The organism is Pseudomonas sp. M30-35, from assembly GCF_002163625.1.
Lineage (GTDB): Bacteria > Pseudomonadota > Gammaproteobacteria > Pseudomonadales > Pseudomonadaceae > Aquipseudomonas.
The window spans coordinates 4535264-4560714 of the sequence record NZ_CP020892.1 but is presented as its reverse complement, the minus strand read 5'-3'; the positions used below and the strand labels follow the sequence as shown (position 1 = coordinate 4560714).

The following is a 25451-nucleotide window of genomic DNA, read 5'->3' as shown; positions in this document are numbered from 1 at the left end:
ACGTGCTGTCAGCGGCGATTGGTTTAGCGCACAAATAACTTGTAGATCATCTTCTGAATCGACGTGCCATAAGGCGGATAGATGGTTTTTGCAGCGTTAAGACGTTGCTTGATGAATACGCCTTTGGCTTTACTGAATGTCAGGAAGCCTTCGTGGCCGTGATATTGGCCCATACCTGAGGGTCCGATACCGCCAAACGGCATGTCGTCTTGAGCCACGTGGAGCAGGGTGTCGTTAATGCAGACACCGCCTGAGTGGGTCTCATGCAGCACTCGCTGCTGTTCGCCCTTGTGATAACCAAAGTAGTACAGGGCCAATGGCCGCGGGCGTTGGTTGACGTAAGCGAAAGCATCTTCGATGCGCTCATACGGCACGATAGGCAGCAGTGGGCCGAAGATTTCGTCCTGCATGATTTTCATGTCGTCATTAACGTTGAGCAGCAGTGTGTGCGGCATGCGTCGGTCTTGCGCGTTGGCAAACAGCGGAATCAGTTTGGCGCCTTTGCTTTCGGCGTCACTGAGGTAGCCATTGAGACGAGCTTGCTGGCGGTCATTGATGATCGCTGTGTAATCAGGGTTGTCTTCAAGCTTCGGATAAAACTTCAATACCACTTTGCGATACGCCTCGACAAAGCCCTCAACCTGGCCTTTAGGCACCAGTATGTAGTCAGGTGCTACGCAGGTTTGGCCAGCATTCATGGTTTTACCGAAGGCGATGCGTTCAGCGGCATCGTCCAGTGACGCGTCTTTGCTGATGATTGCCGGTGATTTGCCGCCCAGCTCCAGGGTGACTGGGGTCAGGTTTTCTGCGGCGGCGCGCATTACATGTTTGCCGATGCTGGTCGCGCCGGTGAACAGCAAGTGATCGAAAGGTAGCTTGGAGAAGGCCATGCCCACTTCGGCTTCACCCAGCGCAACGCTGACCAGGTCTTCTGGAAATATTCTGCCTAGCAGGTCTTTGACCAGTTGCGAGGTGGCCGGAGTCGACTCGCTCATTTTGATCATGACCCGATTGCCAGCAGACAATGCTCCGACCAGTGGGCCTATGGTCAGGAACAGAGGATAGTTCCACGGCACGATCACGCCGACCACGCCTACTGGCTGGTAGATGACTTTGGCCGATGCGGGCATAAATTGCATGCCGACACTGCGCCGTGAAGGCTTCATCCACTTTTTGATGCGTTTAGTTGCGTAGTGAATGTTGTGCAAGCTGGGCATGATTTCGGCGAGCAGCGTTTCATCTGCTGAGCGGTTGCTGAAATCTGTAGATATTGCCGTGATCAGGGCTTGCTGCTCGTTTTTTAACAGGTCGCACAACGCATTCAACCACTGAATACGCTGTTCAGCAGGCGGCATAGGGTTTGCCTGATAGGCCTGGCGTTGCAGGGCTAAGGTGCTGTCCAACTGATCAATCTGCTCTTGGTTTTTTTCTAGGTAAGCGACGTTGGCGACCATGTTTATGCTCTCTACGATTCGGTGTGGACCTTGCTGGGCAATAGCACAAGGCTAAAAAACGTTGAGATGAATTTTTAGAGCAATTACTCTAAGATGTCAAATAGCATAGGGTTTTTGCTTGCAAATGTGGCTATGTCAAAAGTTGGGTGATATCGCAGGTTTACTGGAAAGAGACCGTGCAGTAACACTTTTGCGGCGTCAGCGTGTACCTTTTGTTCGGGCCGCACCGTGCTTGATGCATTCAATCCTGACTACGTAGTGAGATCCTGTTGTATATGGCAGCTCCGCTGAAAACCCGCGAACGTATTATCCAAGCAAGCCTTGAGCTGTTTAACAGTCAGGGTGAGCGTAGCGTTACGACTAACCATATCGCTGAATATTTGCGCATCTCACCCGGTAACCTGTATTACCACTTCAGTAATAAGCAGGCGATCATCGCCGAGCTGTTCATTCGTTATGAAAGTGATGTCGACGGTTTTTTACGGCTGCCAGAAGGTCGTGAGCCAAGCATTGCAGACAAAAATTTCTATCTGGAATCGCTGCTTGAAGCGATGTGGCGCTATCGGTTTTTACACCGTGACCTTGAGCATTTGCTCGACAATGACCCATCGTTGGCTGAACGTTACCAACTGTTCTCTGAGCGCTGCCTGCAGGGCGCGCAAACTATTTATCAAGGCTTCTGCGATGCCGGTATTCTGGTGATGACGGCTCTGCAGATCGAGGCGCTCACTCTTAATAGCTGGATCATTCTGACTTCATGGGTGCGTTTTTTATGCACATCACAGCATAAGTCTGGCGATCTCAGTGAGGAGATGCTGCGGCGCGGCATTTATCAGGTGCTTGCGCTAGAAGTCGGGCTGATAGCCCCTGCAGCTCGTGCTGAGATCGAAGCCTTGCATCAGACGTACTATGTGCCGCTCGAGGCCTTGGTTTAGAGGCGCCCAGCGCTCTGGCTAAGCCATTGCGGAATACGCCGTTCAAGGTAGTAGCCCGGGCGCTGTGGTGTGCCCTCGATAAAGCCGACATGGCCGCCTTTGGGGTGCAACTCAAACTCGATGCAACTTGCCAGCTCATCCGGTTCTGGAAGGCTGTGCTCAAATACAAACGGGTCATCCTTGGCCTGGATTAGCAGGGTTGGCGTGCAAATTTTGCCGAGGAAGTAGCGGCTTGAAGAGCGCTTGTAATAATCCTGCGCATCGCTGAAACCGTGGAGCGGAGCGGTGACTTTGCCATCGAAGTCCCAGAAGGTACGCATGCCGTCGAGCGGGCCGAGCTTTTCGAGTATCGACAACTGGTCAGCCTGGCCGCTGTGGCTGAACAGGCGTTGTTTGTCTCTAACGTAAGCGACCATCTCGCGCATAAAGTGCGCCTGATACACCTTTGAGAAACCCATGCCGATGCGGTCAGCGCATTGGTCGAGCCTGAACGGCACCGAAACTGCGACAGCGCCTTGCAACTGACTGTCTTTGCCCGTTTCTCCAAGATACTTGAGCAGTACATTGCCGCCGAGTGAATAACCCGCCGCGTAAAGGGGTGCCATAGGACGCTGCGCGCGCAGATGACAGACCGTTTCAGCCAGATCTTCACTGGCGCCGGAGTGATAGCCGCGCGGTAATAGATTGGGCTCGCCGGAGCAGCCGCGCCAATTCAGAGCAACACTGGCCCAGCCTTGAGCGGCAAGCGTTTGTTGGACGCCAAGGATGTATAGCGAGTTGGATGAGCCGGTTAAGCCGTGCAGCAGGAGGACCAATGGTGTGTCTGCTTGATGCGGCCCATACCAGTCCATATCCAGAAAGTCGCCATCGTTAAGCCACATGCGCTCGCGCCGCCGCTCGAGCGTTGGAGAGGTGCGGCACATTGAGTTCCAGAGCGTCTGTAAATGCGCGCTTGGAAGCCACCATGCAGGCTTAAAGGAATTATTCATCGGTGTTGCCAGTGGGCATGTGTGGTTCAGCCTCGTTCTTTCGAATACGAGGCTGGGTCTGTTTATCAGAGGTTTCTTAGGTGCTGCGTTCCCACAAAGAGTAATACACCTGCCCGGATTTTTTCTCGCGATGTAAGCGCCAGTTGCTCGGTAATCCCAGCTTTGAAGGCGCCTTTTCGCTCTCACAGTAGATCCAGGCGGCGTCACTTAGCCAGCCGCGGGACTCAAGCAGCTCGCAGGTTGGAACCAGTAGATCTTGATGAAATGGCGGGTCTAGAAATACTAGATCGAACGCAGTTGCAGGTTGGGTTTGCAGATAGGTAATGGCATTGCTTTGCAGTAGCTGGCCATTCTCACAGCGTAGGGTCTGCAGGTGGCCGCGCAGTGATGCAACTGAGTCAGGGTTCAGGTCCAGCGCTAATGCACTGGCAGCTCCGCGAGACAGTGCTTCCAGATACAGCGCGCCGCTGCCGGTAAACGGGTCGAGCACGCGTGCGCCTTCAACGTACGGAGCTAACCAGTTGAACAGGGTTTCACGCACCCGGTCTGGGGTGGGGCGCAGACCTTGTGCATCAGGGAAAGTGAAGCGCCGTGAGCCCCACTCGCCACCGATAATTCGAACATGACCTAACCCGCCGTGGGCGCCTGTTCTGCTAGCTTGTTTACTCATTAATGCTCCGGAACGCCCAGCGGTTGCTCGGCAGGGTTTTCAGTGGGTGGCGGCAACTCTTGTTGAGTAACTGTCGGGCCCGCTGTGACGATGACCATTGCATCTGGGTCGAGGTGTTTGGCCATGGCTGTTTTAACTTGCTCGACGGTTAGACCCTGAACCTGCTGCATAAAGGTTTCGAGGTAATCGAGTGGCAGATTATAAAAGCCTATAGCGCCCAATTGGCCAACAATCGCCGAGTTGCTCGCAGTCGATAACGGAAAGCTACCCGCCATTTCGCGCTTGGCATTATCCAGTTCTTTCTCGGTTGGGCCGTTTTTCAAGTATTCGCGTAGCAGGTCCTTGACCAGTTGTAGCGTGCCTTCGCTGAGTTCTGCCCGCGTTTGCAGGTTGATCATAAATGGGCCACGAACCTGCATGGCGGTGAAACCGGAGTAAACACCATAGGTTAGCCCGCGTTTCTCGCGAACCTCTTCCATCAGGCGTGTACCGAAGCCACCGCCACCAAAAATTTGGTTGCCCATGTACAGCGCTGCGTAATCCGGGTCTGCACGATCGATTCCCAGCTGAGCTAGCATCAGGTGAGTCTGCTTGGAGGGGAACTCAATATGATTACTGCTTGCGGCTGGCTGTTGCGGCTCAACAATAGCGGGCAATGCCGGGCCTTTCGGTAGTGCTGCCGAGACTTTTGCAGTGATCGCCTCTGCTTCACTGCGAGTCAGGTCACCGACCAGTGCAATAACCGTGTTACCGGCACTGTAGGCTTTGGCGTGGAAGGCTTTGAGTTGCTCGATAGTAATCGGCGGGATTGATTTCTCGGTGCCGTCACTTGGGTGCGCGTACGGGTGTTTGCCATAAAGCTTCTTGAACAGTTCGATACCGGCAAGGCTGCCAGGGTTCTGCTTTTGATATTCGAAACCAGCGAGCACCTGGTTCTTGATTCGAATGAAGGAGTCTTCTGGGAATGTCGGTTGACCAATGACCTGATTGAACAGCGCCAGAGCGGGTTCACGTTCTTTTTTCGCGCTCAGGCTACGCAGGCCTGTAACCGCCATATCTCGGTATGAGCCGTTGCTGAACTCAGCGCCGAGGTCTTCAAAGCCTGCTGCAATTTGGCCAACATCTTTCCCCGGCACGCCTTCATTGAGCATGGCGTTGGTTAACATTGCCAGGCCTTGAACATCGCCATCCTGGCTGCTGCCTGCGGCATAGGTCAGGTGCAGGTCGAACATCGGTAGTTCGTGAGCTTCGACGAACAAAACTTTTGCGCCTTCGCTGGTTTTCCAGGTTTGGATATCCAGCTTGCGATGGCTGACGGTCTCGCTCATTTCGCTGAGTGATTGCAGTTTATTGCCGCTTTTAACGTTAGTGGCTTCAGCGCTGGCGCCGAGGCTGGTGATCGAGAGGACCGACAGCAGGGCCAGGCTCAACAAGCCCGGACGCAAGGGGGTGCGCTTATTCATCGCTCTTCTCCTCTGGCAGAATGTAAGCGACGCTGAGGCGATCGCGAGTGAAGAATTTCTTGGCTGCATCCTGGATATCCGCAGGCGTGACGGCTTCAAGCTCGCTGAGCTCTTTATCCATCAGCTTCCAAGACAAACCGACTGTTTCCAGTTTGCCAATTGAAGTGGCTTGGCTGGTGATTGAGTCGCGCTCGTACACCAAGCCAGCGATCACTTGCGCACGTACGCGGGCAACTTCTGCAGTTGATGGCGGATTGTTCTGCAGGTTTTGCAGTTCTTCCCACAGGCCCGCTTCAGTTTCCTCGATGGTTTTACCCTTTTGCGTGTTGGGTGTTGCCGTCAGCATGAACAAGCTATCGCCGCGCGGGTAGGGGTCATACCAAGCAGATGCGCCCGACACCAGTTCTTGCGCACGCTCAAGGTTTGTTGACAAGCGTGCGCTGTAGCCGCCGTCAAGCAAGGCTGCGATCAAACGCAGGGCGTGTACGCTGCGCGGTTTTTCTGCGGTGGCCAGTCCCGGTACGTTAAAGCCCATCATCAGGCTTGGCAGTTGGGTTTTGAGGTGCAGCGTCAGGCGACGTTCGCCTGGCTGATCAAGGTCCTTGGGGATTTTGACCGCAGGCACTTCGCGCTTGGGAATTGCGCCAAAGTATTTCTGAGCAAGCGTTTTGACTTCAGCTTCGCTGACATCGCCCACCACCACTAATGTGGCGTTATTCGGTGCGTACCACGCCTCGTACCACTGGCGCAGCTCATCGATACTCATGCGCTGCAGGTCAGCCATCCAGCCTATCGTCGGATTGTGATAACCGCTGGCGGGGTAAGCCATCGCCTTGAAGCGCTCATACGCCAAGCTGGTTGGCTTGTCGTCGGTACGCAGGCGACGTTCTTCTTTGATGACTTCGATCTCGCGCTTGAACTCCTCAGCGGGCAATTTCAATGTGGCCATGCGGTCTGCTTCAAGCTCCATCGCGACACTCAGGCGGTCGCGTGCGAGTACTTGGTAATAGGCGGTGTAGTCATCGCTGGTGAAGGCGTTTTCTTCAGCGCCGAGGTCGCGCAGAACGTGCGAGGCCTCGCCCGGACCGAGCTTGCTGCTGCCTTTGAACATCATATGTTCAAGGGCGTGTGACAGCCCGGTGCGGCCAGGCGTTTCAAAGCTGGAGCCCACTTTGTACCAGAGCTGGGAGACCACCACTGGCGCACGGTGGTCTTCACGGACAATCACTTTGAGGCCATTGTCGAGGCTGAATTCATGAGTGGCTTGGGGGACGGCTGCGAATGCAGAGAGAGGAATGCAAAGCATGCCAATCAGCAGGCCGGTAGCGCGGCGGGCAATCGTATTCATAAGAAGGGGGTCACCGAAGATAAAGGTTTACCAAACAAGGATGACTGGGGCGCAAATGTGCGAGTCTGAAGCGTTTGAGGTTGATGTTCAGCCTGCAAGTGTTTCATATCCAGCTTAATTCTGCGCCTGGGCCGATCATCACACACCACGCACTGGTTAAACAGCTGCGAGCAGCGACTGGTCAGTCAGATGCGCGAGGTCTTAGCGTCGGCAGGTCTTGAGGTGCTAGGATACTCATCCGTTTTACTGGCGACCATGCCTGTAAAAGTGACTAAAAACCACCGCTGAACAGTTAGCTGCGACTATTTGTCCTGCAATTGTTGGGGTTTTAGTGCTGATACTGGCGCGTTGCTTCTTTGAGATAGTCGGCCTCCATGTTTGGTTCCAACGAAGATAAGAAGACTCCAGCAGCGTCTGACGCGAACATTTCCGTGCAAGCTGCTGATAAAACTGCCGAGAAGAAAGGTCTGTTTGGCTGGTTGCGTAAAAAACCGCAAGAGCCAGCCCCCGTTCCGGCTGAACCCGAGGTGCAGAAACCTGCGCCCGCTGAATCGGTTGCGCCCGCTGCTGAGCCAGTCGCTGACAAGCCCGCTGCATTGGAGTCAGAGACTCGCGAGGTGGTTACGCCACCTGCGCCACCTGCGCCAACTGTCATGCCTGCTCCAGCCCAGCCGAGCGTTGCCGCGCCTGCAACTGAGCCTGTTGCCACGCCGCCAGTGATCGCTGTCGAGCAGGAGAAGTCGGGCAACCAGAGCAGTTGGTTCAATCGCCTCAAGCAAGGCTTGTCGAAGACCAGCGCAGGTCTTGGCGAAGGTATGGCCGGTTTGTTTCTCGGTCAGAAGACCATCGATGACGACCTGATCGACGAAATTGAGACGCGTTTGCTGGTGGCAGACGTTGGTGTTGAAGCCACTACGCTGATTATCGAGAACCTGACCCAAAAGGTTGCACGTAAACAGCTCACCAATGTCAACGCGCTTTATAAGTCACTGCAAGACGAGCTGGCAGCACTGCTTAAGCCGGTTGAGCAGCCGCTAAAAGTCGACAGCAGCAAAACGCCTTACGTGATTTTGGTGGTCGGGGTTAATGGCGCGGGTAAAACCACGACCATTGGCAAGATGGCGAAAAAACTGCAGCAAGAGGGCAAAAAAGTCATGCTGGCTGCGGGCGACACCTTCCGTGCAGCCGCTGTTGAGCAGCTACAGGTTTGGGGTGAGCGCAACAACATCCCGGTTATTGCTCAGCATACTGGCGCTGACTCTGCCTCGGTGATTTTCGATGCGGTGCAGGCTGCCAAGTCGCGGGGTATGGATGTGTTGATCGCAGATACCGCCGGGCGTCTACACACCAAAGACAACCTGATGGAAGAGTTGAAGAAGGTTCGCCGGGTGATGGGCAAGCTTGATGACACTGCCCCGCACGAGGTCTTGCTGGTGCTGGATGCCGGAACCGGGCAGAACGCGATCAATCAGGCGAAACAATTCAATCAGACCGTGAACTTGAGCGGTTTAGTTTTGACCAAGCTGGATGGCACAGCTAAAGGTGGTGTGATTTTCGCCCTGGCCAAGCAGTTTGGTCTGCCGATTCGTTATATCGGCGTTGGCGAAGGGATTGATGATTTGCGTACCTTTGTCGCCGATGACTTCGTTAAGGCGCTATTTGCCGAACGTTAGTTCACTGCCTAGGGTCATTCGACAAGCGCAGTCGTTATACCAAGGATTCACAATTGTTTTTGACTAGGACACTCCCTCGATGATTCGATTCGAGCAGGTCGGTAAGCGTTATCCGAATGGACATGTCGGGCTACACGAACTCAGCTTTCGTGTGCGTCGGGGTGAGTTTTTATTCGTCACCGGCCACTCCGGCGCGGGCAAAAGTACCTTGTTGCGTCTGATCTTGGCGATGGAAAGGCCAACCAGCGGCAAGCTGTTGTTGGCGGGCCAGGATCTGGGCCAGATTACCAATACACAGATCCCGTTCTTGCGCCGCCAGATTGGCGTGGTGTTCCAGAATCACCAATTGCTGTTCGATCGTAGCGTTTTCGATAACGTTGCCTTGCCGCTGCAGATTCTCGGCTTGTCCAAGGCCGAGATTGGTGAGCGTGTTGGCTCTGCGCTGGAGCGTGTGGCGCTGTCGGATAAAGCCGAGCAGTTCCCGGGTGATCTTTCAACTGGTCAGCAGCAGCGGGTCGGCATTGCCCGGGCCATTGTTCATCGCCCGGCGTTACTCTTGGCGGATGAGCCAACCGGTAACCTCGACCCGCGTCTGGCCGCAGAAATCATGGGTGTGTTTGAAGACATTAACCGGCTGGGCACCAGTGTGCTGATTGCCAGTCACGATTTGGCGCTGATCGCACGCATGCGCCACCGCATGCTGACATTGCAGCGCGGCCGTTTGATTGGTGATGGAGACGCCGTCTAATGAGTGCGACCCGTATGCCACCCCCGCAGCCTGCACAACGTGTCGGTGCTGCACCTAAAAAAGCCGAACATAACAGTCTTGAGGACGGCCCGGACTTCAAGACCCAGCTGCATTCCTGGCTGGAAAATCATCGTGCCAGCCTGGCTGACAGCCTGCGCCGTCTGGGCAAGCAGCCAATTGGTAGCTTCTTCACCTGTCTGGTGATGGCGGTCGCGCTGAGCTTGCCGATGGGGTTGTCGTTGTTGCTCAACAATGTAGAGCGCTTGGGCGGTTCGTGGCAGCGTGCGGCGCAGATCTCGCTATTTCTACAGATTGATGCGACTGACGCAGATGGTCAGGAGCTGCGCGAGCAAATCGACAAAATGGATGATGTGGCGCAGACCGATTGGGTCAGCCGCGAGCAAGCCCTGACGGAGTTTCAGGAGCAATCAGGATTAGGCCAAGCGCTGAAGGAACTGCCTGAAAACCCGCTGCCTGGTGTGGTGCTGGTAACGCCGAAAGAGGTCGACAAGGTTGGCCTTGAGGCGCTACGCACGCGTCTGGCTGCGTTACCCAAAGTGCAGCAGGCGCAGTTGGATTTGCTCTGGGTGGAGCGCTTGACTGCGATTCTTAAGCTCGGCGAGCGTTTTATCTTCGGCCTTACGTTGCTGTTGATCATGGCGCTGCTGCTGGTGATCGGTAACACCATCCGCCTGCATATCGAGAACCGCCGAACGGAAATTGAGGTTATCAAGCTGGTCGGCGGCACTGACAGCTATGTGCGCAGGCCTTTTCTGTATATGGGCGCGCTCTATGGTTTAGGTGCCGGGGTTCTTGCCTGGATGGTGCTTGCTTATGGCTTGAACTGGCTCGATGGCTCGGTAGTGCGTCTAGCCGGTTTGTACGGCAGCGACTTCAGTTTGGGCGGCGTCACCATCGCCGATGGTCTGTCACTACTACTCGGCGCGGTATTGCTCGGTTATATTGGCGCCTGGATTGCGGTAGCGCGCCATTTGCGCGAGCTGGCTCCTAAGTAACAAGCTATTGATTTGATTGATATTGACTATTAGTAACTGAACTTGTAGAGACGTTATAAGTCATATCGAGCAGTGTTAGACTGCACGTGTTAAGTCGTTCGGAGGATTCAAATGTCCACTTCCTTGCAACCTGTTCATGCGTTAGTTCCAGGCGCCAACCTGGAGGCTTATGTGCATGCGGTCAACAGCATCCCGCTGCTGACTCCAGAGCAGGAGCGCGAGCTGGCCGAAAGTCTCTTCTACCACCAGAATTTAGAGGCTGCACGGCAAATGGTGCTCGCTCACCTGCGCTTTGTCGTGCATATCGCGCGTAGCTACTCGGGTTACGGTCTGGCGCAAGCTGACCTGATCCAGGAAGGCAACGTCGGCCTTATGAAAGCAGTAAAACGCTTCAACCCAGAAATGGGCGTGCGCCTTGTATCGTTCGCGGTGCATTGGATTCGTGCAGAAATTCACGAGTTCATCCTGCGCAACTGGCGCATTGTTAAAGTGGCAACCACTAAAGCTCAGCGTAAGCTGTTCTTTAACCTGCGTAGCCAAAAGAAGCGTCTGGCCTGGCTGAACAATGATGAAGTCAACGCAGTAGCTGAAAGCCTGGGTGTTGAACCCCGTGAAGTGCGTGAAATGGAAAGCCGCCTGACTGGCCATGACATGGCCTTTGATCCTGCGGCGGACGATGACGACGACCGCGCATTCCAGACGCCAGCGCAGTACCTTGAGGATCACCGCTACGATCCTGCGGTACAACTTGAGAACGCTGACTGGAGTGACAGCTCTACAGCCAACTTGCATGAAGCGTTGGACGGTTTGGATGAGCGTAGTCGCGATATTCTCTATCAGCGCTGGTTGTCTGAAGAGAAGGCCACGCTGCATGATCTGGCTGCGAAGTACAATGTCTCTGCTGAGCGAATTCGCCAGCTAGAGAAGAATGCGATGAGCAAGCTTAAAGGCTCGATTGCCGCATAAGCATAGCGATTCAGGAAGCCGCACATCAGTGCGGCTTTTTTCTGTCTGAGGAAAAGTATGAAGTTGCCGCCGTTGCGAGCCCAGCACTGGTTAATTTTTGCAGGTGTTGCGTTTATCTTTTTTAGTTGGGGCGCGTGGCTGATGCGCGGCCCGCAAATGGTCGAACCACTGGCATGGTTACAGAAATGGCAGACCGATATTTTTGACCCATTGGCCGCTGATCAACTAACGCTGATGCGCCTTAGCAGTGAGGTCGAGGAAGACGGTGAGCTTTGGCTGCAGCCGCGTCTTGACGGCTCTCGGTTGCTCTATCGCAGTGAGCTGCAGGCTGATGACCAAGCGTGGGCTGTCGAGGCCCGAATTGCCTTGAGCGATGATGAGTTGGTCAGCCTGATGGCCGCAGTCGGCGTCGATGAAAAAGGTGAGGAGCAGCCACTCAGTGCGCAGTTGGTCAGGCAGCTCGGTCATTACGAGGTCATCTACCTAAGTCTCAAGCCGTTGGAGGCTGTCGCCACGCAGCGAATCATCAGTAGTTTGGGCCAGCCTAAACTGAGCCTTGAGTTGCAAGAGGGCGGCCAAGCCCTGGTTTATCCAGAGCGAGGTTTGACCGTGCATACGCTTGATGATGAGGTTGGCCTGCTATTTGCTGTGCCGCGGCGTTTACTTGAGTGATAGCCCTGAACGGGGTTAGTTGTCCAGCATGGCTTTTAACCATTGCGGCTGCGCTGTACTGAGCTGATTGAGGTAATGGCTACCGCCGAGCTGACGCATTTGTCGGCGAATCCAGTTTGCCCGGCGGTTGATATACGCTGTGGGTCGGCTGGCGCTCCATTGGCGCGGGTTTGGTAGCACTGCCGCCAGCAAACTCGCCTGATGGGCTGACAAGTAGGGCGCTCCAATTCCAAAGTGATGCTCTGCTGCTGCCTGCGCACCAAATACGCCATCGCCCCACTCGACGCTGTTTAGATACACTTCGAGAATTCGTTGTTTTGGCCAGAGCAATTCAATTAGCCCGGTGAACCAAACTTCGATGCCTTTGCGCAACCAGCTGCGGCCTGACCACAGAAACAGGTTCTTCGCCACTTGCTGGCTCAATGTGCTGGCGCCGCGCACGCTGCCACCTTCCTGGTTGTGCTCGATGGCGGCGCGGATCGCGGCTAAATCAAAGCCCCAGTGATCCGCGAATTTCTGGTCTTCGCCAGCAATCACTGCAATCTTCAAGTCATCAGGCAGTTCTTGCCACGGCCGCCATGTGCGCTGCAGATCAATGGGTTTGCCATCCATCCACGATTGCACTTTGCGCTCGACCATGAGTGCGCTACCCGGCGGTGGCACCCAGCGCAGGACCAAGACCAGCAAGGCCGAGCCGACCGTGAACCAGAGCAGGGATTTAATCAGGATACGGCGGATGGTTTGCAACATGCGTGCTTGGCCCGGCTGAGTTTGCGGGCCATTATAACGATCGTAGTGGTCTTGTCTGGAGTGTTCGATGGCTCGTTTGTGGTTAATCTTGTCAGCGGTTGCTGGTTTTAGCGGTGTGGGCCTTGGTGCGTTTGCCGCCCATGGCTTGAAGAAAACCCTCAGCGCTGAGTATTTAGCGGTATTTCAAACCGGCACCCATTACCAGTTGATTCATGCATTGGCATTATTCGGTGTTGGGCTGCTTGCGCTTTATGTACCTGGGCGTTGGGTTACGTTGGCGGGTGCATTCTTTACCGCCGGTATCGTGCTGTTTTCCGGCAGTTTGTATCTGTTGAGCCTGAGCGGAATCAGCAAGCTGGGTATCATCACCCCATTTGGCGGCTTGGCCTTTCTGCTTGGTTGGCTATGCCTGGGCCTGGCTGCCTGGCGATTAACGCCGAACTGAGAAAGCTGGACATGACTGTAAGCTGACTCGCACGTCAGAAAAGAGGGCGAATGATACTGTTTGGCCTTGGTCATAGCGGTTGATCGGGCTAGAATGCTGACCCCTCTAAATTTGTGACCGCTACGTCATGCGCATTCAATTGAATGGTGAGCCGCTTGAGCTTGCCGATGGCCAGACTGTCGCTGGGCTGATTGCTCAGCTGGATCTGACGGGCCGCCGCGTTGCGGTCGAGCTCAATCTGGATATTGTGCCTCGCAGTCAGCACGCCAGCACGGTGTTATCTGAAGGTGATCGGATTGAAGTCGTTCATGCGATTGGTGGCGGCTAAGTACTTCCTTGCTACTACGTGAGTGTCCGCACCCAGCCAATTTTTGTCAGGTGCTCAAAGGCAAGCCATCAGCACGTATTGACTGGCTGCAAAGAGCGCAACCCGCACGAGGAGTTTTCGATGAGCCAAGTTCGTAACGACAAGCCTTTCACGCTCGCCGGCCGTACCTACCAATCGCGTTTGCTGGTGGGTACCGGTAAGTATCAGGACCTGGAACAAACCCGCGTCGCCATCGAGGCCTCTGGTGCGGAAATTGTCACCGTAGCGGTGCGGCGCACAAATATCGGCCAAAATCCGGGCGAGCCAAATCTGCTCGACGTGATCTCGCCAGACCGTTACACCATCTTGCCGAATACCGCCGGTTGCTATGACGCTGCCGAAGCTGTGCGCACCTGTCGTTTGGCCCGCGAACTGCTCGATGGTCACAATCTGGTCAAGCTTGAAGTACTGGCTGATCAGAAAACCTTGTTCCCTAACGTGATCGAAACGATCAAGGCCGCCGAAATTCTGGTCAAAGATGGCTTTGACGTGATGGTTTATACCAGCGACGATCCAATTATCGCCCGTCTATTGGCCGAGATGGGTTGTATCGCAGTAATGCCGCTGGCCGGTTTGATTGGTACCGGCCTGGGCATCTGTAACCCGTATAACCTGCGCATCATTCTTGAAGAAGCCACCGTGCCAGTGCTGGTTGATGCCGGTGTCGGCACGGCATCTGATGCCACCATTGCCATGGAGCTTGGCTGCGAAGCCGTGCTGATGAACAGCGCTATTGCTCATGCGCAAAACCCGGTGATGATGGCTGAAGCCATGAAGTACGCCATTGAAGCTGGCCGCCTGGCGTACTTGGCTGGGCGCATGCCGAAGAAGCTTTATGCGAGTGCATCGTCGCCACTTGAAGGTATGATTCGCTAAGGCACCTCTGAAAAACTACTGCGCTCGATATTACTGGGGCAGCCCGTGCTGCGTTAAAAAACTGCTCAAAATGCTCATTTACAGCTCGTAAAGTCGAGCGCGACCTCGGTCACTTTTTCGCAGTTTTTTGCCTTGTACTCTCGTCGCTCGCTACCTTTTTCAGAAGGCCCCTAAGGCCTGTTTTTCCTTAACTGCCTATCCGCGCCAGCCATAGTCTTGGCGCTGATAGACGCATTATGACCGAGTTAAAGAGTACGAAATGACTGATTCCCCGCAGGCCACGCCTGAAACTTCGCCCAAGCTGCGCACCATCAAGAGCTTTGTTATGCGCGCTGGCCGCATGACCGAAGGGCAGCAGCGGGGCCTTGATCAGGGCTTGAGCAAGTTCGGTTTAAAGCTTGAAGACGGCCCGCAAGATTTCGATGCTTTATTTGGCCGCCAAGCGCCACGGACCTTTGAAATCGGCTTCGGCATGGGCCACTCATTGCTTGAGATGGCCAGCGCTGCGCCTGAGCATGACTTTATCGGGGTTGAGGTGCACCGTCCCGGTGTCGGTGCTTTGCTCAACGGTTTGCTGACTCAAAATCTGAATAATGTGCGGGTCTATAGCTGCGATGCTTTGGAGGTGCTGCGTAACTGCATCGCTGACAACAGCCTTGACCGACTGATGTTGTTTTTCCCTGACCCATGGCACAAGGCGCGGCATCACAAGCGGCGTATTGTTCAGCCCGAGTTTGCCGAACTGGTGCGGCAAAAACTCAAAGTCGGCGGCGTGCTGCATATGGCCACCGACTGGGAACCTTATGCTGAGTACATGCTGGAAGTGATGAACGTGGCGCCTGGCTACAAAAACATGGCGGATGATGGCCTATACGTTCCGCGCCCGGCAGAGCGTCCAATCACCAAATTTGAGCGTCGTGGTGAGCGGCTTGGTCACGGCGTCTGGGACCTCAAGTTCGAGCGCCAGAACTAAGCTGTCTCAAGCGCAGCCTTGCTGTTCACCAGTCTCAGCAAGGCGCCGTGCTTAATCCTCAGCAACCCAGCTAAACCGTATCGTTTACAAAAAATTGCAATTGCACTTGCCTGCGCGAGTCCCCCGTGATTCAAGCCTTGCTGGCCATGCGCGTAGGGTCGCGCAGTGGGTGTCCCATAAATTTACGGGTCATCCGAAGCAAATGCTTGTTTGAAAGGGTAGACTGCGCCCGACTTTTAGCCGTGAGTCGCATGTGCCTGCCTTTAGCACGAGCGATTGGGTGTTAATCAAAAAGCTAAAACACCAATTTCAAGGACGAAATACTAAGCCGGGAGGACTCGGCGCCAGGATGGCTTCTCACCAAGACTGACCAATAAAGCCAAGCTATTGCTTGTGCATAAAAACAGCGGTGCATGAAAGAAGTTTGCGCTGTGGGAGAGAGTACTGTGTTGCGAAAACTTTCGATTTTGTTGTTGGCTGGAGTGGCGCTGCAGGCGCAAGCTAAAGTTGATAATGCTCAGGCTGTTCGGCTTGGCCAGGACTTGACCCCGCTGGGTGGGGAAGTGGCCGGTAATGTCGCTGGCTCCATCCCGCGCTGGGAAGGTGGGTTAGCAACGCCGCCAGCCAACTATGTGTCGGGCATGCATCACCCGGACCCATACGCTGGCGAGCAGCCGTTGTATCAGGTCAATAGTCAAAACATGAACCAGTATCAAGCCCAGCTGCCAGCGGGCCTGAAAGTCTTGCTGGAAAAAAATCCGGATTACTACCTACGTGTTTTCCCGACTCATCGTAGCGCGGCTGCGCCACAGCGTATTTACGATGCCACGCGTTACAACGCGGTAAACGCGGAGCTGATCTCTGGCGGCAACGGTGTGCAAGGGGTTGCCTCTGGGGTTCCATTCCCGTTGCCGCAAAATGGCCAGGAGGCCATCTGGAACCACATCATGCGTTACCGTGGCGACCAGATCAGTTTTGTGACTAACCAGGCTGCGGTGCTCTCCAACGGCGCATACAACCTGCTCAAGCTTGAGCGAGATGTGTACTTTCTATACGGCCGTGAGGGTGTAACGCCGAAAGATCTGGATAACACCTTGTTCTATTACAAATACAAGGTCATTGCGCCATCCAAGCTGGCAGGTTCGGCGCTGGTCGTGCAGGAAACGCTTGACCAAGTGTTGGCGATTCGCAAAGCCTGGCGCTTCAACCGTGGCGAGCGCCGTGTGCGTCGCCTGCCAATGCTGGCGTATGACACCTTGCAGCCAGATACCAATGGCATGGCCACAGCAGACGTTGTCGATTCCTACAACGGCGCGCCAAACCGCTATGAATGGAAGTTGTTGGGCAAGCAGGAAATGCTGGTGCCTTACAACAGCTATGCGGTGCATCAAAAGGGAATTCCTTACGAAACCATCCTCAAGCGCAATACCATCAACCCCGCGTTGCTGCGTTATGAGTTGCACCGTGTATGGATCGTTGAAGCAGACCTGCGTAAGGGCTTTAGCCACCCTTATGCCAAGCGTCGCTTTTACATCGATGAAGACAGCTGGCAAATTTTAGCGGTCGATCTCTACAACAAAGATGGCGAGCTGAGCGGCCTGCAAGAAAGCCACCCGATCAGTTACTACGATGTGCCGATGTTTGGCAGCACGCTGGAAACGATCTATGATTTCAAAGGTGAGCGTTACTTTGTCGATGGCCTCGATAACAATGAGCCCATGTATAACTTTAAAGTTGGCCTGACACCACGTGACTTCACCCCGCAAGCGCTGCGTCGTTCGGGTAACTAATTAGTTCTCGGGTAACTTATAGGTTTAAGCGGTTCATCCGACACCCTGCGAGGCTCAACTTCGCAGGGTGTTTTGTTTTACAGGCCCTGATCTGAACGACCTGCTTCTCTAAACGGCCTGCTTCAACGTCGTTTCAAGCGCCGTGCTTTTTCAGCATCACCAGACGCGGAAAAGCCGCCTTAAGGCGGCTTTTTGTGTGTGACTGCTGATACAGTACTTACACGTTACGCGATGAAACTATGGAGATACACGTGAAACAGGGGCCGCTCATCACGGCTATAAGTGTTGCCTATGTGCTGTGCTCTGAAGACTTAGTAGCGTCGTCATTCGCTGCTCCGCAGTGGGCCCAACTCGTCTGTGCACTGCCGGCTTAAAATTTGCTGATAATCATCATCAAGATGCCGGTTTGACGCTACAAACTGTTGGTGCTGAACATTGATATGACCACATTACGTGGAGTTTTCAGGCTCAGTTGTCGGCTAACTCGAGGGTTTCAATACTCAACCAGTGGCAAGGTCGTTGGCCTCGTGTACCGGCTCAAGCCAGGCAAGAGCATGAGGTGCGTAGGGTCATTCGGCCCGCTTTGTTGATGGTTCAGTTCAAAGCAGTCAAGCTGCCGCAAAAACCGATTCCTTCATATAAAGCTCCTGTGCAACTGTTCATGACCTCAATCTACTCCATGGCGGAGTTCGCCGTTAGATGGTTTAGTCATACCCAGAAAATTAATATTTCTTTATCAACTGAGCGTGCTGTCGAGCCCAGTGAATACGGTCGGTTTGCTTGAGTTCAGGCGCGTATTTGCAAGTGACCGATCGTCGTATGGGTATTCGCCCGAACCAGCAGCTGTCACATTCGCCGTGTGCACGTACTTAGCGCTCAACCGACTGAAGATATACAAAAGAGGACAGATTGTTGATTTACGACAGCTTGCAACGCACCTTTGGTTACCAGCAATTCCGCCCCGGTCAGGAGGCTGCAATCAATGCGGTTATGGCAGGGCGTTCAGTCGCGGCAATCTTTCCAACGGGCTCTGGTAAGTCGATGTGTTACCAGTTGCCAGCCATGCATTTGCCGCACTTGACGCTGGTGATCTCACCGCTGCTGGCCTTGATGCAGGACCAGCTGGCATTTTTGCAGCGGCATTCGATTAAGGCGGCGAGTATCGATTCTGCGCAGAGTCGAGAAGAGGCCGCGCAGGTGATGCGCGACGCCAAGAGTGGTGAGTTAAAAGTCCTGATGATTTCGGTCGAGCGTCTGAAAAATGAACGCTTTCGCAACTTCATCCAGCAGGTGCCGATCTCGCTGTTGGTGGTTGATGAAGCGCACTGTATATCGGAGTGGGGGCATAATTTTCGGCCTGATTACCTGAAGTTGCCGGAGTACCGTCGGCAGTTCAACATTGCTCAGGTGTTGCTGCTTACCGCGACAGCGACTCCGCCGGTCATCGCTGATATGCAGCGCAAGTTCGAGATTGCTGAGACGGATGTGGTGACCACTGGTTTTTATCGGCCCAATCTTAATCTACTGGTCGAGCCGGTTGCAGGGGCTGACAAACAGCGGCGCTTGGTTGAGTGGTTATCAGCCAAGGCGGGGCAGCCGAGTATTGTTTATGTCACCCAGCAGAAAACCGCTGAGCATATCGCGGATTTACTAGCGGCCAGAGGGTTTCCCGCCAGTGCCTATCACGCCGGAATGCCGCATGAGCGACGTGAGTTGATCCAGCGTCAGTTCATGGGCGGTGAATTGAACTGTATCGTCGCCACCATCGCCTTTGGCATGGGCATCGATAAAAGTGATATCCGCAATGTGCTGCACTACGACTTACCCAAGTCGGTGGAAAACTACAGCCAGGAAATCGGCCGCGCCGGGCGTGATGGCCAACCTTCAGATTGCTGGGTCATGGCCAACCGCGACAGCCTTAATGTGCTGGAAAACTTCGTTTACGGCGATACGCCGGAACTTGAGGGGATTCGTTGGGTGCTTGATGAACTGCTCGCCAGTAGCACTGATGGCCAGTGGGAACTGACCCTTAATGTGCTTTCAGAGCAGAGCAATATTCGTCTGCTGGCCTTGAAGACGTTGCTGGTGCAGCTAGAGCTTAGGCGCATTATCGCGCCTAAATATGCCTATTTTGCGGAATATCGCTTCAAATACCTGATTGAGCCAGAACAGCTAAGCGCCAAGTTCGAGGGTGAGCGCCGAGATTTTGTTGAGGCCTTGATCGAGTCATCGAAGCGCGCGCGAACCTGGTGCACTGTCGACTTCGATCAGCTTTACCAGCAGCACCAGGCTGAGCGTGCCCGCGTGATAAAAGCGCTGGATTATTTTCAGGAAAACGCCTGGATAGAGCTTGAGAGCAAGCAAATGACCGAGGTTTATACATTGCTTGATCCCGCGTTTGATCCCGGCCAACTAAGCGCAGAGCTGCACCGCTACTTCAAGCAACAAGAGCACAGTGAGATCAAGCGTATTCACGCCATGCTCGATTTATTTGCCAGTGATACATGCCTCAGCCAGCGGCTAGCCAGTTACTTCGGGGATGAGCAGGCGCCGTTGCAGTGCGGTCATTGTTCGGTGTGCCAAGGCCAGATTGCACACTTGCCCGAGCCGCCAGTACTAGCACCGCTCAATCAGCAGTCGGTTAGCGCGTTAGGCGGTGAATTTATTCAGCGTTACCAAGGTATGAAGGAAGGAGCGCCGAGTAGCGAATGCTTAACCCGTTTTTTCTGTGGTATCAGCGTGCCGTTGCTGACCAAGCTGAAGGCGCGCAACCTGGCAGGATTCGCGGCGCTGCAAGATTACCCATATGCCCAGGTGCGTGAGTGGGTTGAGACCTCGGCATAGCCGCTTAAGGTTGTTCAGGCGCGTTATTGCTCTGGCTGACCGTCCACTCGACAATTTGGCTTGATAGGCTGTCAGCCGCACTGCCAAAGGCTTCAACCACATTGCCGACAGAGGTGTCCGTCGCCGCTTGGCTGACGCTAAAACGTTTGCTGGCGATAATCTGTTGGCGGCTGCCGACCAGTTGCGCATCAAGCTGAATTTGCACCTGCGGCGCTCCGTTGCGGTATTCACTCTGAAATGCCCGGAGGCTGCTGACCAGTTGCAGGTCAGTTTGCAAATGGTTGTCGTCACTGCTCACCGCCGCAAAGCGGTTGGCGTTGACGAAGCCGTCGATCAAGCGATCACGCAATATGGTCGGTGCGCGATCACTCCAGCGCACACCTTGATAAGTACTGATCTGATTGCCATCGGGCAGCACTACAATGCGTGAGCTATCGAGAATCTGGTTACTGCTCGGGCGATTGATCTGCAAGGTCATGGGGCTGCTGTTTGCGCTTGAGCTGGTGCTCGGTGCAGCGCTTGGCAGGCGATAAACATGCAGCTGTTCTGGCTCCGGCAAGATCGAGCAAGCACTGAGCATGAGCGCGCTAAAGAAGAGGGCACTGACGCTGATAAACCGGCTCATGGTTGAAACTCCTTAATGGTATCGCTGCGCAGTAGGTAAGCCGGGTCGTCCTCGACGCGGCGTGAGAACGAGCGGATGGCGCTCATGGTGTCGCGCAGCTCATTGATCGCCGGGCCCAGGTTGCTGACGCCCTGGATACCTTGGCTGAGAGCATCGCGGTTCTCGCTGAGGATACGTTCGATATTACTGCTGCTGCGCTCCAGCGATGCACTGATGCGCTCGATGTTGTCGAAGCTCTTGCGCCCTGAATCATTCAGTAGGCTATTGGCATTGCGCATCAGCGTGGCTGTTTCCGTGCTGGCGATACTGATTTCTTTCGCGGTTTTGTTCAGCGTATCGCGTTGTTCCGCGACCATTGCGGTGACAGCTTCAAGATTTTTCAGCGTCTTGGATACCTGTGTCAGGTTCTCGTCGTTGAGCAGGTGGTTGGCTTGGTTGATCAAGTGATTGACGTTGACTACCAGGTCATCGCCATTGGCGAGCAATTTGGACAGGGGTGAGCGATCAGCAATAATTTCAGGTCGTTCGCCATTTTCACTAAGCAAGCGTGGGCTTTTTGGGGTGCCGCCGTGCATTTGGATCACCGCAGTACCGGTAATACCGGTGATCGACAGGCGAGCTCGGGTGTCAGTTTTAATCGGGGTGTTGCTGGCGATACGGATCCAGGCTATGACCTTGCGCGGATCTTTGGGATCAAGGAACAAGCGCTGAACATCGCCGACAGTGATGCCGCTGTATTGAACGGCGCTACCGCGTGACAGGCCGTTAACTGTTTCATTGAAAACCACGCTGTATTCGTTGTACTGCTGGTCGGCGGAGTGCTTGCTCAGCCAGATCGCAAATACCAGGGCAGCGCTGACGACTAGCACGGTAAACAGGCCGATCAAAACATGATGTGCGCGAGGTTCCATTAAGCTCTCCGTGGCGCGTTATCCGCTGCCTGCTTGGCCGCGCGTCCACGCGGGCCGTGAAAATATTGCTGAATCCATGGATCATCAGTTGCGGCGACGTTTTCCAGTGTGTCGGCGACCAACACACGTTTTTGCGAGAGCACGGCGATACGATCACAAATGGTATAGAGCGTGTCCAGATCGTGGGTGACCAGAAATACGCTGAGGCCGAGTGCGTCGCGCAGGGTCAGAATCAACTGATCGAAGTCAGCGGCACCAATTGGGTCGAGGCCAGCGGTGGGCTCGTCGAGAAACAAAATATCTGGCTCAAGTGCCAAGGCACGGGCTAACGCTGCACGTTTGATCATACCGCCCGATAGTTCCGCCGGGTACTTGTTTCCGGTCACGCAGGGCAGGCCGACCAACGCCAGTTTGACCCGTGCCAGACGCTCAGCCGAGGCGCGGCTGAGCTTGGCGTGCTCGATCAGCGGCAGCGCGATGTTCTCGCTGACGGTGAGTGATGAAAACAAAGCACCACGTTGATAGAGCACTCCAAAGCGACGCTCGATCAACGAGCGCTGGTGTTCGTCCAGCTCCAGCAAGGTTTGCCCAAAAACATTGACGTTACCTTCGTTGGGTTTGCGCAAACCGACAATCGAGCGCAGCAGCACCGACTTGCCCGTACCCGAACCACCGACGACACCGAGCACTTCACCGCGGTATAAATCGAGGTCGAGGTTTTCATGCACACTCTGCGTGCCAAAGCGGTTACACAGCCCGCGTACTTCAATCACTGTTTCCTTACTCACCAGCCCATCTCCACCATGAATAACGCGAAGATGGCATCGAGCAGAATCACCACGAAAATTGACTGCACTACACTGGAGGTTGTGCGCTCGCCAACTGACTGCGCGCTACCGGTGACTTTGAAACCCTCCAGGCAACCAATAATAGCGATCAGAAAGGCAAAGATCGGCGCTTTGACCATACCCACGACAAAGTGCTTCAGCTCGATGCTTTCGTGGAAAATGCTGATGAAGCTGGTGACCGAGATATTCAGAGTCAAGGCGCAGACCATGGCGCCACCAACGATGCCGCAGATCATCGCAATGAATGTCAGCACGGGCAGGGCAATCAGCATGGCGTAGACCCGCGGTACGACCAGCAGCTCAATCGGGCTGAGGCCTAGCGTGCGGATCGCGTCAATTTCCTCATTGGCCTTCATCGAGCCAATTTGCGCGGTGAAGGCGCTGGCTGTGCGCCCCGCCATCAGGATTGCTGTGAGCAGCACGCCAAATTCGCGCAGGAAAGAGAACGCAACCAGGTTGATGGTGTAAATACTGGCGCCGAAGTCGGCCAGAATCGTCGCGCCTAAAAATGCCACGACTGCGCCGACCAGAAAGGTCAGTAGCGCCACAATTGGCACCGCATTAAGCCCGGTTTGTTGAAGGTGTGCTGTCAGCGAGGTGATGCGCCAGCGACTGGGTTTGAACATTACGCTGAGCATGGTGCTAACGGTTAATCCAAAGAAGCCGATCAGCTCGCGGGCCTTGCAAAAGAAGTCATCGACAGCAATACCGATGTGCCCAAAAAACTCAGTAATGGATGAAGGGTGTGGCGCAGGTGGTGTTCTTTTGGACTCAGTTATTGCGTGACCCACGCTCAGCAACAGTTGCCGACGTTCGGCGCTCAATTGCGGGGAGCTGGTCTCAAGCTCCTGTAGCCGCGCTTCGCCGAGCAGCTCGACTAATAAAGCGGCTCCAGCTGTATCCAATTGGCTGATGTCGCTGAGGTCAATCGTCGCATCAGCAGCCACCGCTTCGCGGGCGCGCATGACTTGCGGCTCTAGCGCAGCGAAATGCGCCAACGTCCAATCGCCGCCAATGTGCAAGCCAGAGCCAGCATCCTTGCGGTCTAATTGAAGCGGGTTGATAAACGGTGCTTGGGTCATGTGTCTGGCTTAACCTGCTCGCTTTGCAGATAACAGTAACAGAGTCAGCGCGGCGCTATAAATGCTCAGCTGCGTTTGCCGGCTAATTGCAGCGCAATATCTGGCTGGCAAGCTAGAATCGCTGAATATTCAAATGGATCGTGGCCGGGGACGGCCTAGCTCATGGACTGTAGATAACGATGAAGAAATTTATTTACCTGATTGTTGCACTGGTCTTGGCCTACGGTTTCGCCAAAGAACAGGGCGTTTCGATCCCGGGCTTTAGCGGTCAAAGCTCAGCCGAGGTTTCCAATGCCGCGCTATTACAGGCTTACAACAGGCAACAGAGTGATGTTCAGGTCGGGGGTCAGGGCCAAGTGGTTAAAGTGTTGCGCGATGACCTGAAAGGCTCAAGGCACCAGAAGTTTATCCTCAAGATTGCCGGTGGGCCGAGTGTATTAGTCGCCCACAATATTGACTTGGCGCCGCGTATTGACGGCCTGCGTGCAGGCGACAGTGTTGAGTTCTATGGTGAATATGAGTGGAACGACAAAGGCGGCGTCGTGCACTGGACCCACCGTGACCCGGGGCGCCGTCATGTTGATGGTTGGCTCAAGCATGACGGCAAGACTTTCGAATAGCGGGGCTAATCAATCATCTCTGCGCCGGAGATGACAGGGTCTGGTAAAGATACCGGCGCCGGTGAGATTTGCAGGTATTTGATGCTCTCACGCGGAATCATCAGCAAGTCGCCATCGACTTCGATCGATAAAAACGGCGACTCAAGTTGCTTGCGAATTCCCCGTGCAACCTCGACTGGGTCTGAGCTTTGCTGGGGGAAGCGCATTGCCAAGCGCTGGCCGTCCTGGAAGTACAGGTACAAATGTTTGATCGGCTTCATTCAGGCAACTCCATTGACGTTGTTTCTGACTGGGGGCGTTCCTGCCCAAAGCCTAGTCGCAGGAGCTGGCTTGTGCGTAGCGATTACAGTGTTGTGTTACACGCTTAATGCGGCCAATAAGTTTCGGTGCGGCCACTGGCTAGTCAGCCGCAATACTCAATAGTTGCTCGATCAGCCATTGCAGTGCCGGGTCGCGTTGACGCTGGCTGAGGCTCACCACTTCGAGGTGGAAGGCTTCTAGCTCGAAGGGTAAATCGAACAGCTGCAACGGAAGCAGTGCTGCAAAGTGCTGCGCCAGTTGGTCTGGCAGCACGGCGCCGAGATCGCTGGAGGCAACAATGTGCGCCGCTTGCAGGTAGTTCGGAGTGGTGTAAACCACATCACGCTGTAACCCTTGCTCGTTTAACCATTGATCGACCATACCGCGCGTTTGACCGCCGTGGACCCACAGCTGGCGCAGCTTGAGGAACAACGGCAGATCAACACCATTGCTGACCAGAGGGTGATTTTTACGCACGGCTAACTGCAAGGTTTCACTGGCCCAGTGCTGGCGGCTAAAACGCGCTGGAATATCCTGGAAGCGGCCGAGTACCAGATCCAGATCGCCGCTATCCAGCGCCTCGACAGGTAAGCGCGGATTCAGATGGTGAATATCAATACGGATGCCCGGAGCCGTGTCACTCAGCTTGCGCATCAGCTGTGGCATGCAAATCAATTCGACATAGTCGGTCAGCGCAATGTTGAAGTGCTGGCTGCTGCTGGCTGGGTCAAAGGTTTGCCCGGCAGTCAAACTTTGCTCGATTTGTTGCAAGGCCATGCGAATTGGCCCGGCAAGCGCCTGCGCGCGAGGTGTTGGCTGCATGGTTCTGCCGGTGCGAACCAGCAGCGGGTCATCGAGTAAAACCCGCAAGCGATTGAGTGCATTGCTCACCGCTGGCTGGCTCAATGCCAAGCGTTCAGCGGCCCGCGATACATTTTGCTCGCGCATGAGTGCATCCAGCACCCGCAGTAGGTTGAGGTCGAAGCTAAGTATATTCATTCGCTGAATAGTATGTATCACAATACTAAATTTCAATAATAGTAGCGTGTTGCTTATGGTGGTGGGCGATCTTTAGCTGGCTCAATT

General features: G+C 54.6%; 25 protein-coding genes. 13 read left to right on the top strand and 12 right to left on the bottom strand.

Going from position 1 to position 25451, the window contains the following annotated elements; genetic code table 11:
• Window positions 1–23: 23 nt before the first annotated feature.
• Window positions 24–1460 (bottom strand): coniferyl aldehyde dehydrogenase, encoded by a 1437-nt coding sequence (locus B9K09_RS20890; protein ID WP_371917472.1) that lies wholly within the window; start codon window positions 1458–1460, stop codon window positions 24–26.
• A gap of 269 nt (window positions 1461–1729) precedes the next feature.
• On the opposite strand from B9K09_RS20890, the gene B9K09_RS20885 reads away from it, so the two are divergent.
• Complete coding sequence (locus tag B9K09_RS20885) at window positions 1730–2389, top strand: TetR/AcrR family transcriptional regulator (protein ID WP_087518607.1); 660 nt, start codon at window positions 1730–1732, stop codon at window positions 2387–2389.
• Here the strand turns inward: B9K09_RS20885 and B9K09_RS20880 are convergent.
• The 4 genes from B9K09_RS20880 to B9K09_RS20865 all read right to left on the bottom strand — a co-directional run bounded on the left by B9K09_RS20880 (window position 2386) and on the right by B9K09_RS20865 (window position 6859).
• Complete coding sequence (locus tag B9K09_RS20880) at window positions 2386–3378, bottom strand: hydrolase (RefSeq protein ID WP_087518606.1); 993 nt, start codon at window positions 3376–3378, stop codon at window positions 2386–2388. The two genes, B9K09_RS20885 and B9K09_RS20880, sit on opposite strands and share 4 nt — an antisense overlap.
• A 76-nt stretch (window positions 3379–3454) precedes the next feature.
• Entirely contained in the window at window positions 3455–4048 is a 594-nt protein-coding gene (rsmD, locus tag B9K09_RS20875; protein ID WP_087518605.1) for a 16S rRNA (guanine(966)-N(2))-methyltransferase RsmD, read from the bottom strand.
• The gene (locus B9K09_RS20870; RefSeq protein ID WP_087518604.1) at window positions 4048–5511 is read right to left on the bottom strand and encodes a pitrilysin family protein; all 1464 of its coding nucleotides are present in this window, start codon (window positions 5509–5511) and stop codon (window positions 4048–4050) included. Before B9K09_RS20870 ends, rsmD begins: the two co-directional genes overlap by 1 nt.
• Window positions 5504–6859: a pitrilysin family protein gene (locus tag B9K09_RS20865; protein WP_087518603.1), complete on the bottom strand. Its 1356-nt coding sequence runs from the start codon at window positions 6857–6859 to the stop codon at window positions 5504–5506. The genes B9K09_RS20870 and B9K09_RS20865 overlap by 8 nt, the downstream gene beginning before the upstream one ends.
• Window positions 6860–7233: 374 nt before the next feature.
• Here B9K09_RS20865 and ftsY point away from each other — a divergent pair, with 374 nt between their 5' ends.
• The 5 genes from ftsY (at window position 7234) to B9K09_RS20840 (ending at window position 11934) form a co-directional block, all read left to right on the top strand.
• Window positions 7234–8532, top strand: a complete 1299-nt coding sequence (gene ftsY / locus B9K09_RS20860; RefSeq protein ID WP_087518602.1) for a signal recognition particle-docking protein FtsY — start codon at window positions 7234–7236, stop codon at window positions 8530–8532.
• Between the two features lie 79 nt (window positions 8533–8611).
• Complete coding sequence (gene ftsE, locus B9K09_RS20855; protein ID WP_087518601.1) at window positions 8612–9280, top strand: cell division ATP-binding protein FtsE; 669 nt, start codon at window positions 8612–8614, stop codon at window positions 9278–9280.
• Window positions 9280–10296 (top strand): permease-like cell division protein FtsX, encoded by a 1017-nt coding sequence (gene ftsX, locus B9K09_RS20850; RefSeq protein WP_087518600.1) that lies wholly within the window; start codon window positions 9280–9282, stop codon window positions 10294–10296. Before ftsE ends, ftsX begins: the two co-directional genes overlap by 1 nt.
• A gap of 111 nt (window positions 10297–10407) precedes the next feature.
• Window positions 10408–11262 carry an RNA polymerase sigma factor RpoH gene (gene rpoH / locus B9K09_RS20845; RefSeq protein WP_087518599.1) on the top strand — a complete coding sequence of 285 codons (855 nt, stop codon included), beginning with the start codon at window positions 10408–10410 and terminating at the stop codon, window positions 11260–11262.
• Between the two features lie 57 nt (window positions 11263–11319).
• Window positions 11320–11934 (top strand): hypothetical protein, encoded by a 615-nt coding sequence (locus B9K09_RS20840; protein WP_087518598.1) that lies wholly within the window; start codon window positions 11320–11322, stop codon window positions 11932–11934.
• Window positions 11935–11949: 15 nt separating this feature from the next.
• Here B9K09_RS20840 and mtgA read toward each other — a convergent pair whose 3' ends face one another.
• Window positions 11950–12684, bottom strand: a complete 735-nt coding sequence (gene mtgA, locus B9K09_RS20835) for a monofunctional biosynthetic peptidoglycan transglycosylase (RefSeq protein WP_087518597.1) — start codon at window positions 12682–12684, stop codon at window positions 11950–11952.
• A gap of 67 nt (window positions 12685–12751) precedes the next feature.
• Here mtgA and B9K09_RS20830 point away from each other — a divergent pair, with 67 nt between their 5' ends.
• The 6 genes from B9K09_RS20830 (at window position 12752) to B9K09_RS20800 (ending at window position 19979) form a co-directional block, all read left to right on the top strand.
• Window positions 12752–13129 (top strand): DUF423 domain-containing protein, encoded by a 378-nt coding sequence (locus B9K09_RS20830; protein ID WP_087518596.1) that lies wholly within the window; start codon window positions 12752–12754, stop codon window positions 13127–13129.
• 127 nt (window positions 13130–13256) lie between these two features.
• The gene (gene thiS, locus B9K09_RS20825) at window positions 13257–13457 is read left to right on the top strand and encodes a sulfur carrier protein ThiS (RefSeq protein ID WP_087518595.1); all 201 of its coding nucleotides are present in this window, start codon (window positions 13257–13259) and stop codon (window positions 13455–13457) included.
• 120 nt (window positions 13458–13577) lie between these two features.
• Window positions 13578–14372: a thiazole synthase gene (locus B9K09_RS20820; protein WP_087518594.1), complete on the top strand. Its 795-nt coding sequence runs from the start codon at window positions 13578–13580 to the stop codon at window positions 14370–14372.
• Between the two features lie 301 nt (window positions 14373–14673).
• Window positions 14674–15345, top strand: a complete 672-nt coding sequence (gene trmB, locus B9K09_RS20815) for a tRNA (guanosine(46)-N7)-methyltransferase TrmB (RefSeq protein ID WP_218192008.1) — start codon at window positions 14674–14676, stop codon at window positions 15343–15345.
• Between the two features lie 446 nt (window positions 15346–15791).
• Entirely contained in the window at window positions 15792–17135 is a 1344-nt protein-coding gene (locus tag B9K09_RS20810) for a DUF1329 domain-containing protein (protein WP_087519222.1), read from the top strand.
• 912 nt (window positions 17136–18047) lie between these two features.
• Window positions 18048–19979 carry an ATP-dependent DNA helicase RecQ gene (locus B9K09_RS20800; protein ID WP_087519220.1) on the top strand — a complete coding sequence of 644 codons (1932 nt, stop codon included), beginning with the start codon at window positions 18048–18050 and terminating at the stop codon, window positions 19977–19979.
• Between the two features lie 4 nt (window positions 19980–19983).
• Here the strand turns inward: B9K09_RS20800 and B9K09_RS20795 are convergent, their stop codons facing one another.
• From B9K09_RS20795 to B9K09_RS20780, 4 genes are read right to left on the bottom strand one after another with little or no spacing between them, the layout of a single operon-like run.
• Window positions 19984–20604, bottom strand: coding sequence for an ABC-type transport auxiliary lipoprotein family protein (locus B9K09_RS20795; RefSeq protein ID WP_087518591.1), 621 nt, complete (start codon window positions 20602–20604; stop codon window positions 19984–19986).
• On the bottom strand, window positions 20601–21515 hold the full coding sequence (locus B9K09_RS20790; protein ID WP_087518590.1) for an MlaD family protein: 915 nt from the start codon (window positions 21513–21515) through the stop codon (window positions 20601–20603). Before B9K09_RS20790 ends, B9K09_RS20795 begins: the two co-directional genes overlap by 4 nt.
• Entirely contained in the window at window positions 21515–22303 is a 789-nt protein-coding gene (locus B9K09_RS20785; RefSeq protein WP_087518589.1) for an ABC transporter ATP-binding protein, read from the bottom strand. The genes B9K09_RS20790 and B9K09_RS20785 overlap by 1 nt, the downstream gene beginning before the upstream one ends.
• Window positions 22300–23445, bottom strand: a complete 1146-nt coding sequence (locus B9K09_RS20780; protein ID WP_087518588.1) for an ABC transporter permease — start codon at window positions 23443–23445, stop codon at window positions 22300–22302. Before B9K09_RS20780 ends, B9K09_RS20785 begins: the two co-directional genes overlap by 4 nt.
• Window positions 23446–23624: 179 nt before the next feature.
• Here B9K09_RS20780 and B9K09_RS20775 point away from each other — a divergent pair, with 179 nt between their 5' ends.
• The gene (locus B9K09_RS20775; protein WP_087518587.1) at window positions 23625–24065 is read left to right on the top strand and encodes a DUF3465 domain-containing protein; all 441 of its coding nucleotides are present in this window, start codon (window positions 23625–23627) and stop codon (window positions 24063–24065) included.
• A 5-nt stretch (window positions 24066–24070) separates the two neighbouring features.
• On the opposite strand, the gene B9K09_RS20770 is transcribed toward B9K09_RS20775, so the two are convergent.
• Window positions 24071–24325, bottom strand: a complete 255-nt coding sequence (locus tag B9K09_RS20770) for a hypothetical protein (RefSeq protein WP_087518586.1) — start codon at window positions 24323–24325, stop codon at window positions 24071–24073.
• A 139-nt stretch (window positions 24326–24464) separates the two neighbouring features.
• Window positions 24465–25364 (bottom strand): LysR family transcriptional regulator, encoded by a 900-nt coding sequence (locus tag B9K09_RS20765; protein WP_087518585.1) that lies wholly within the window; start codon window positions 25362–25364, stop codon window positions 24465–24467.
• Between the last annotated feature and the right edge of the window lie 87 nt (window positions 25365–25451).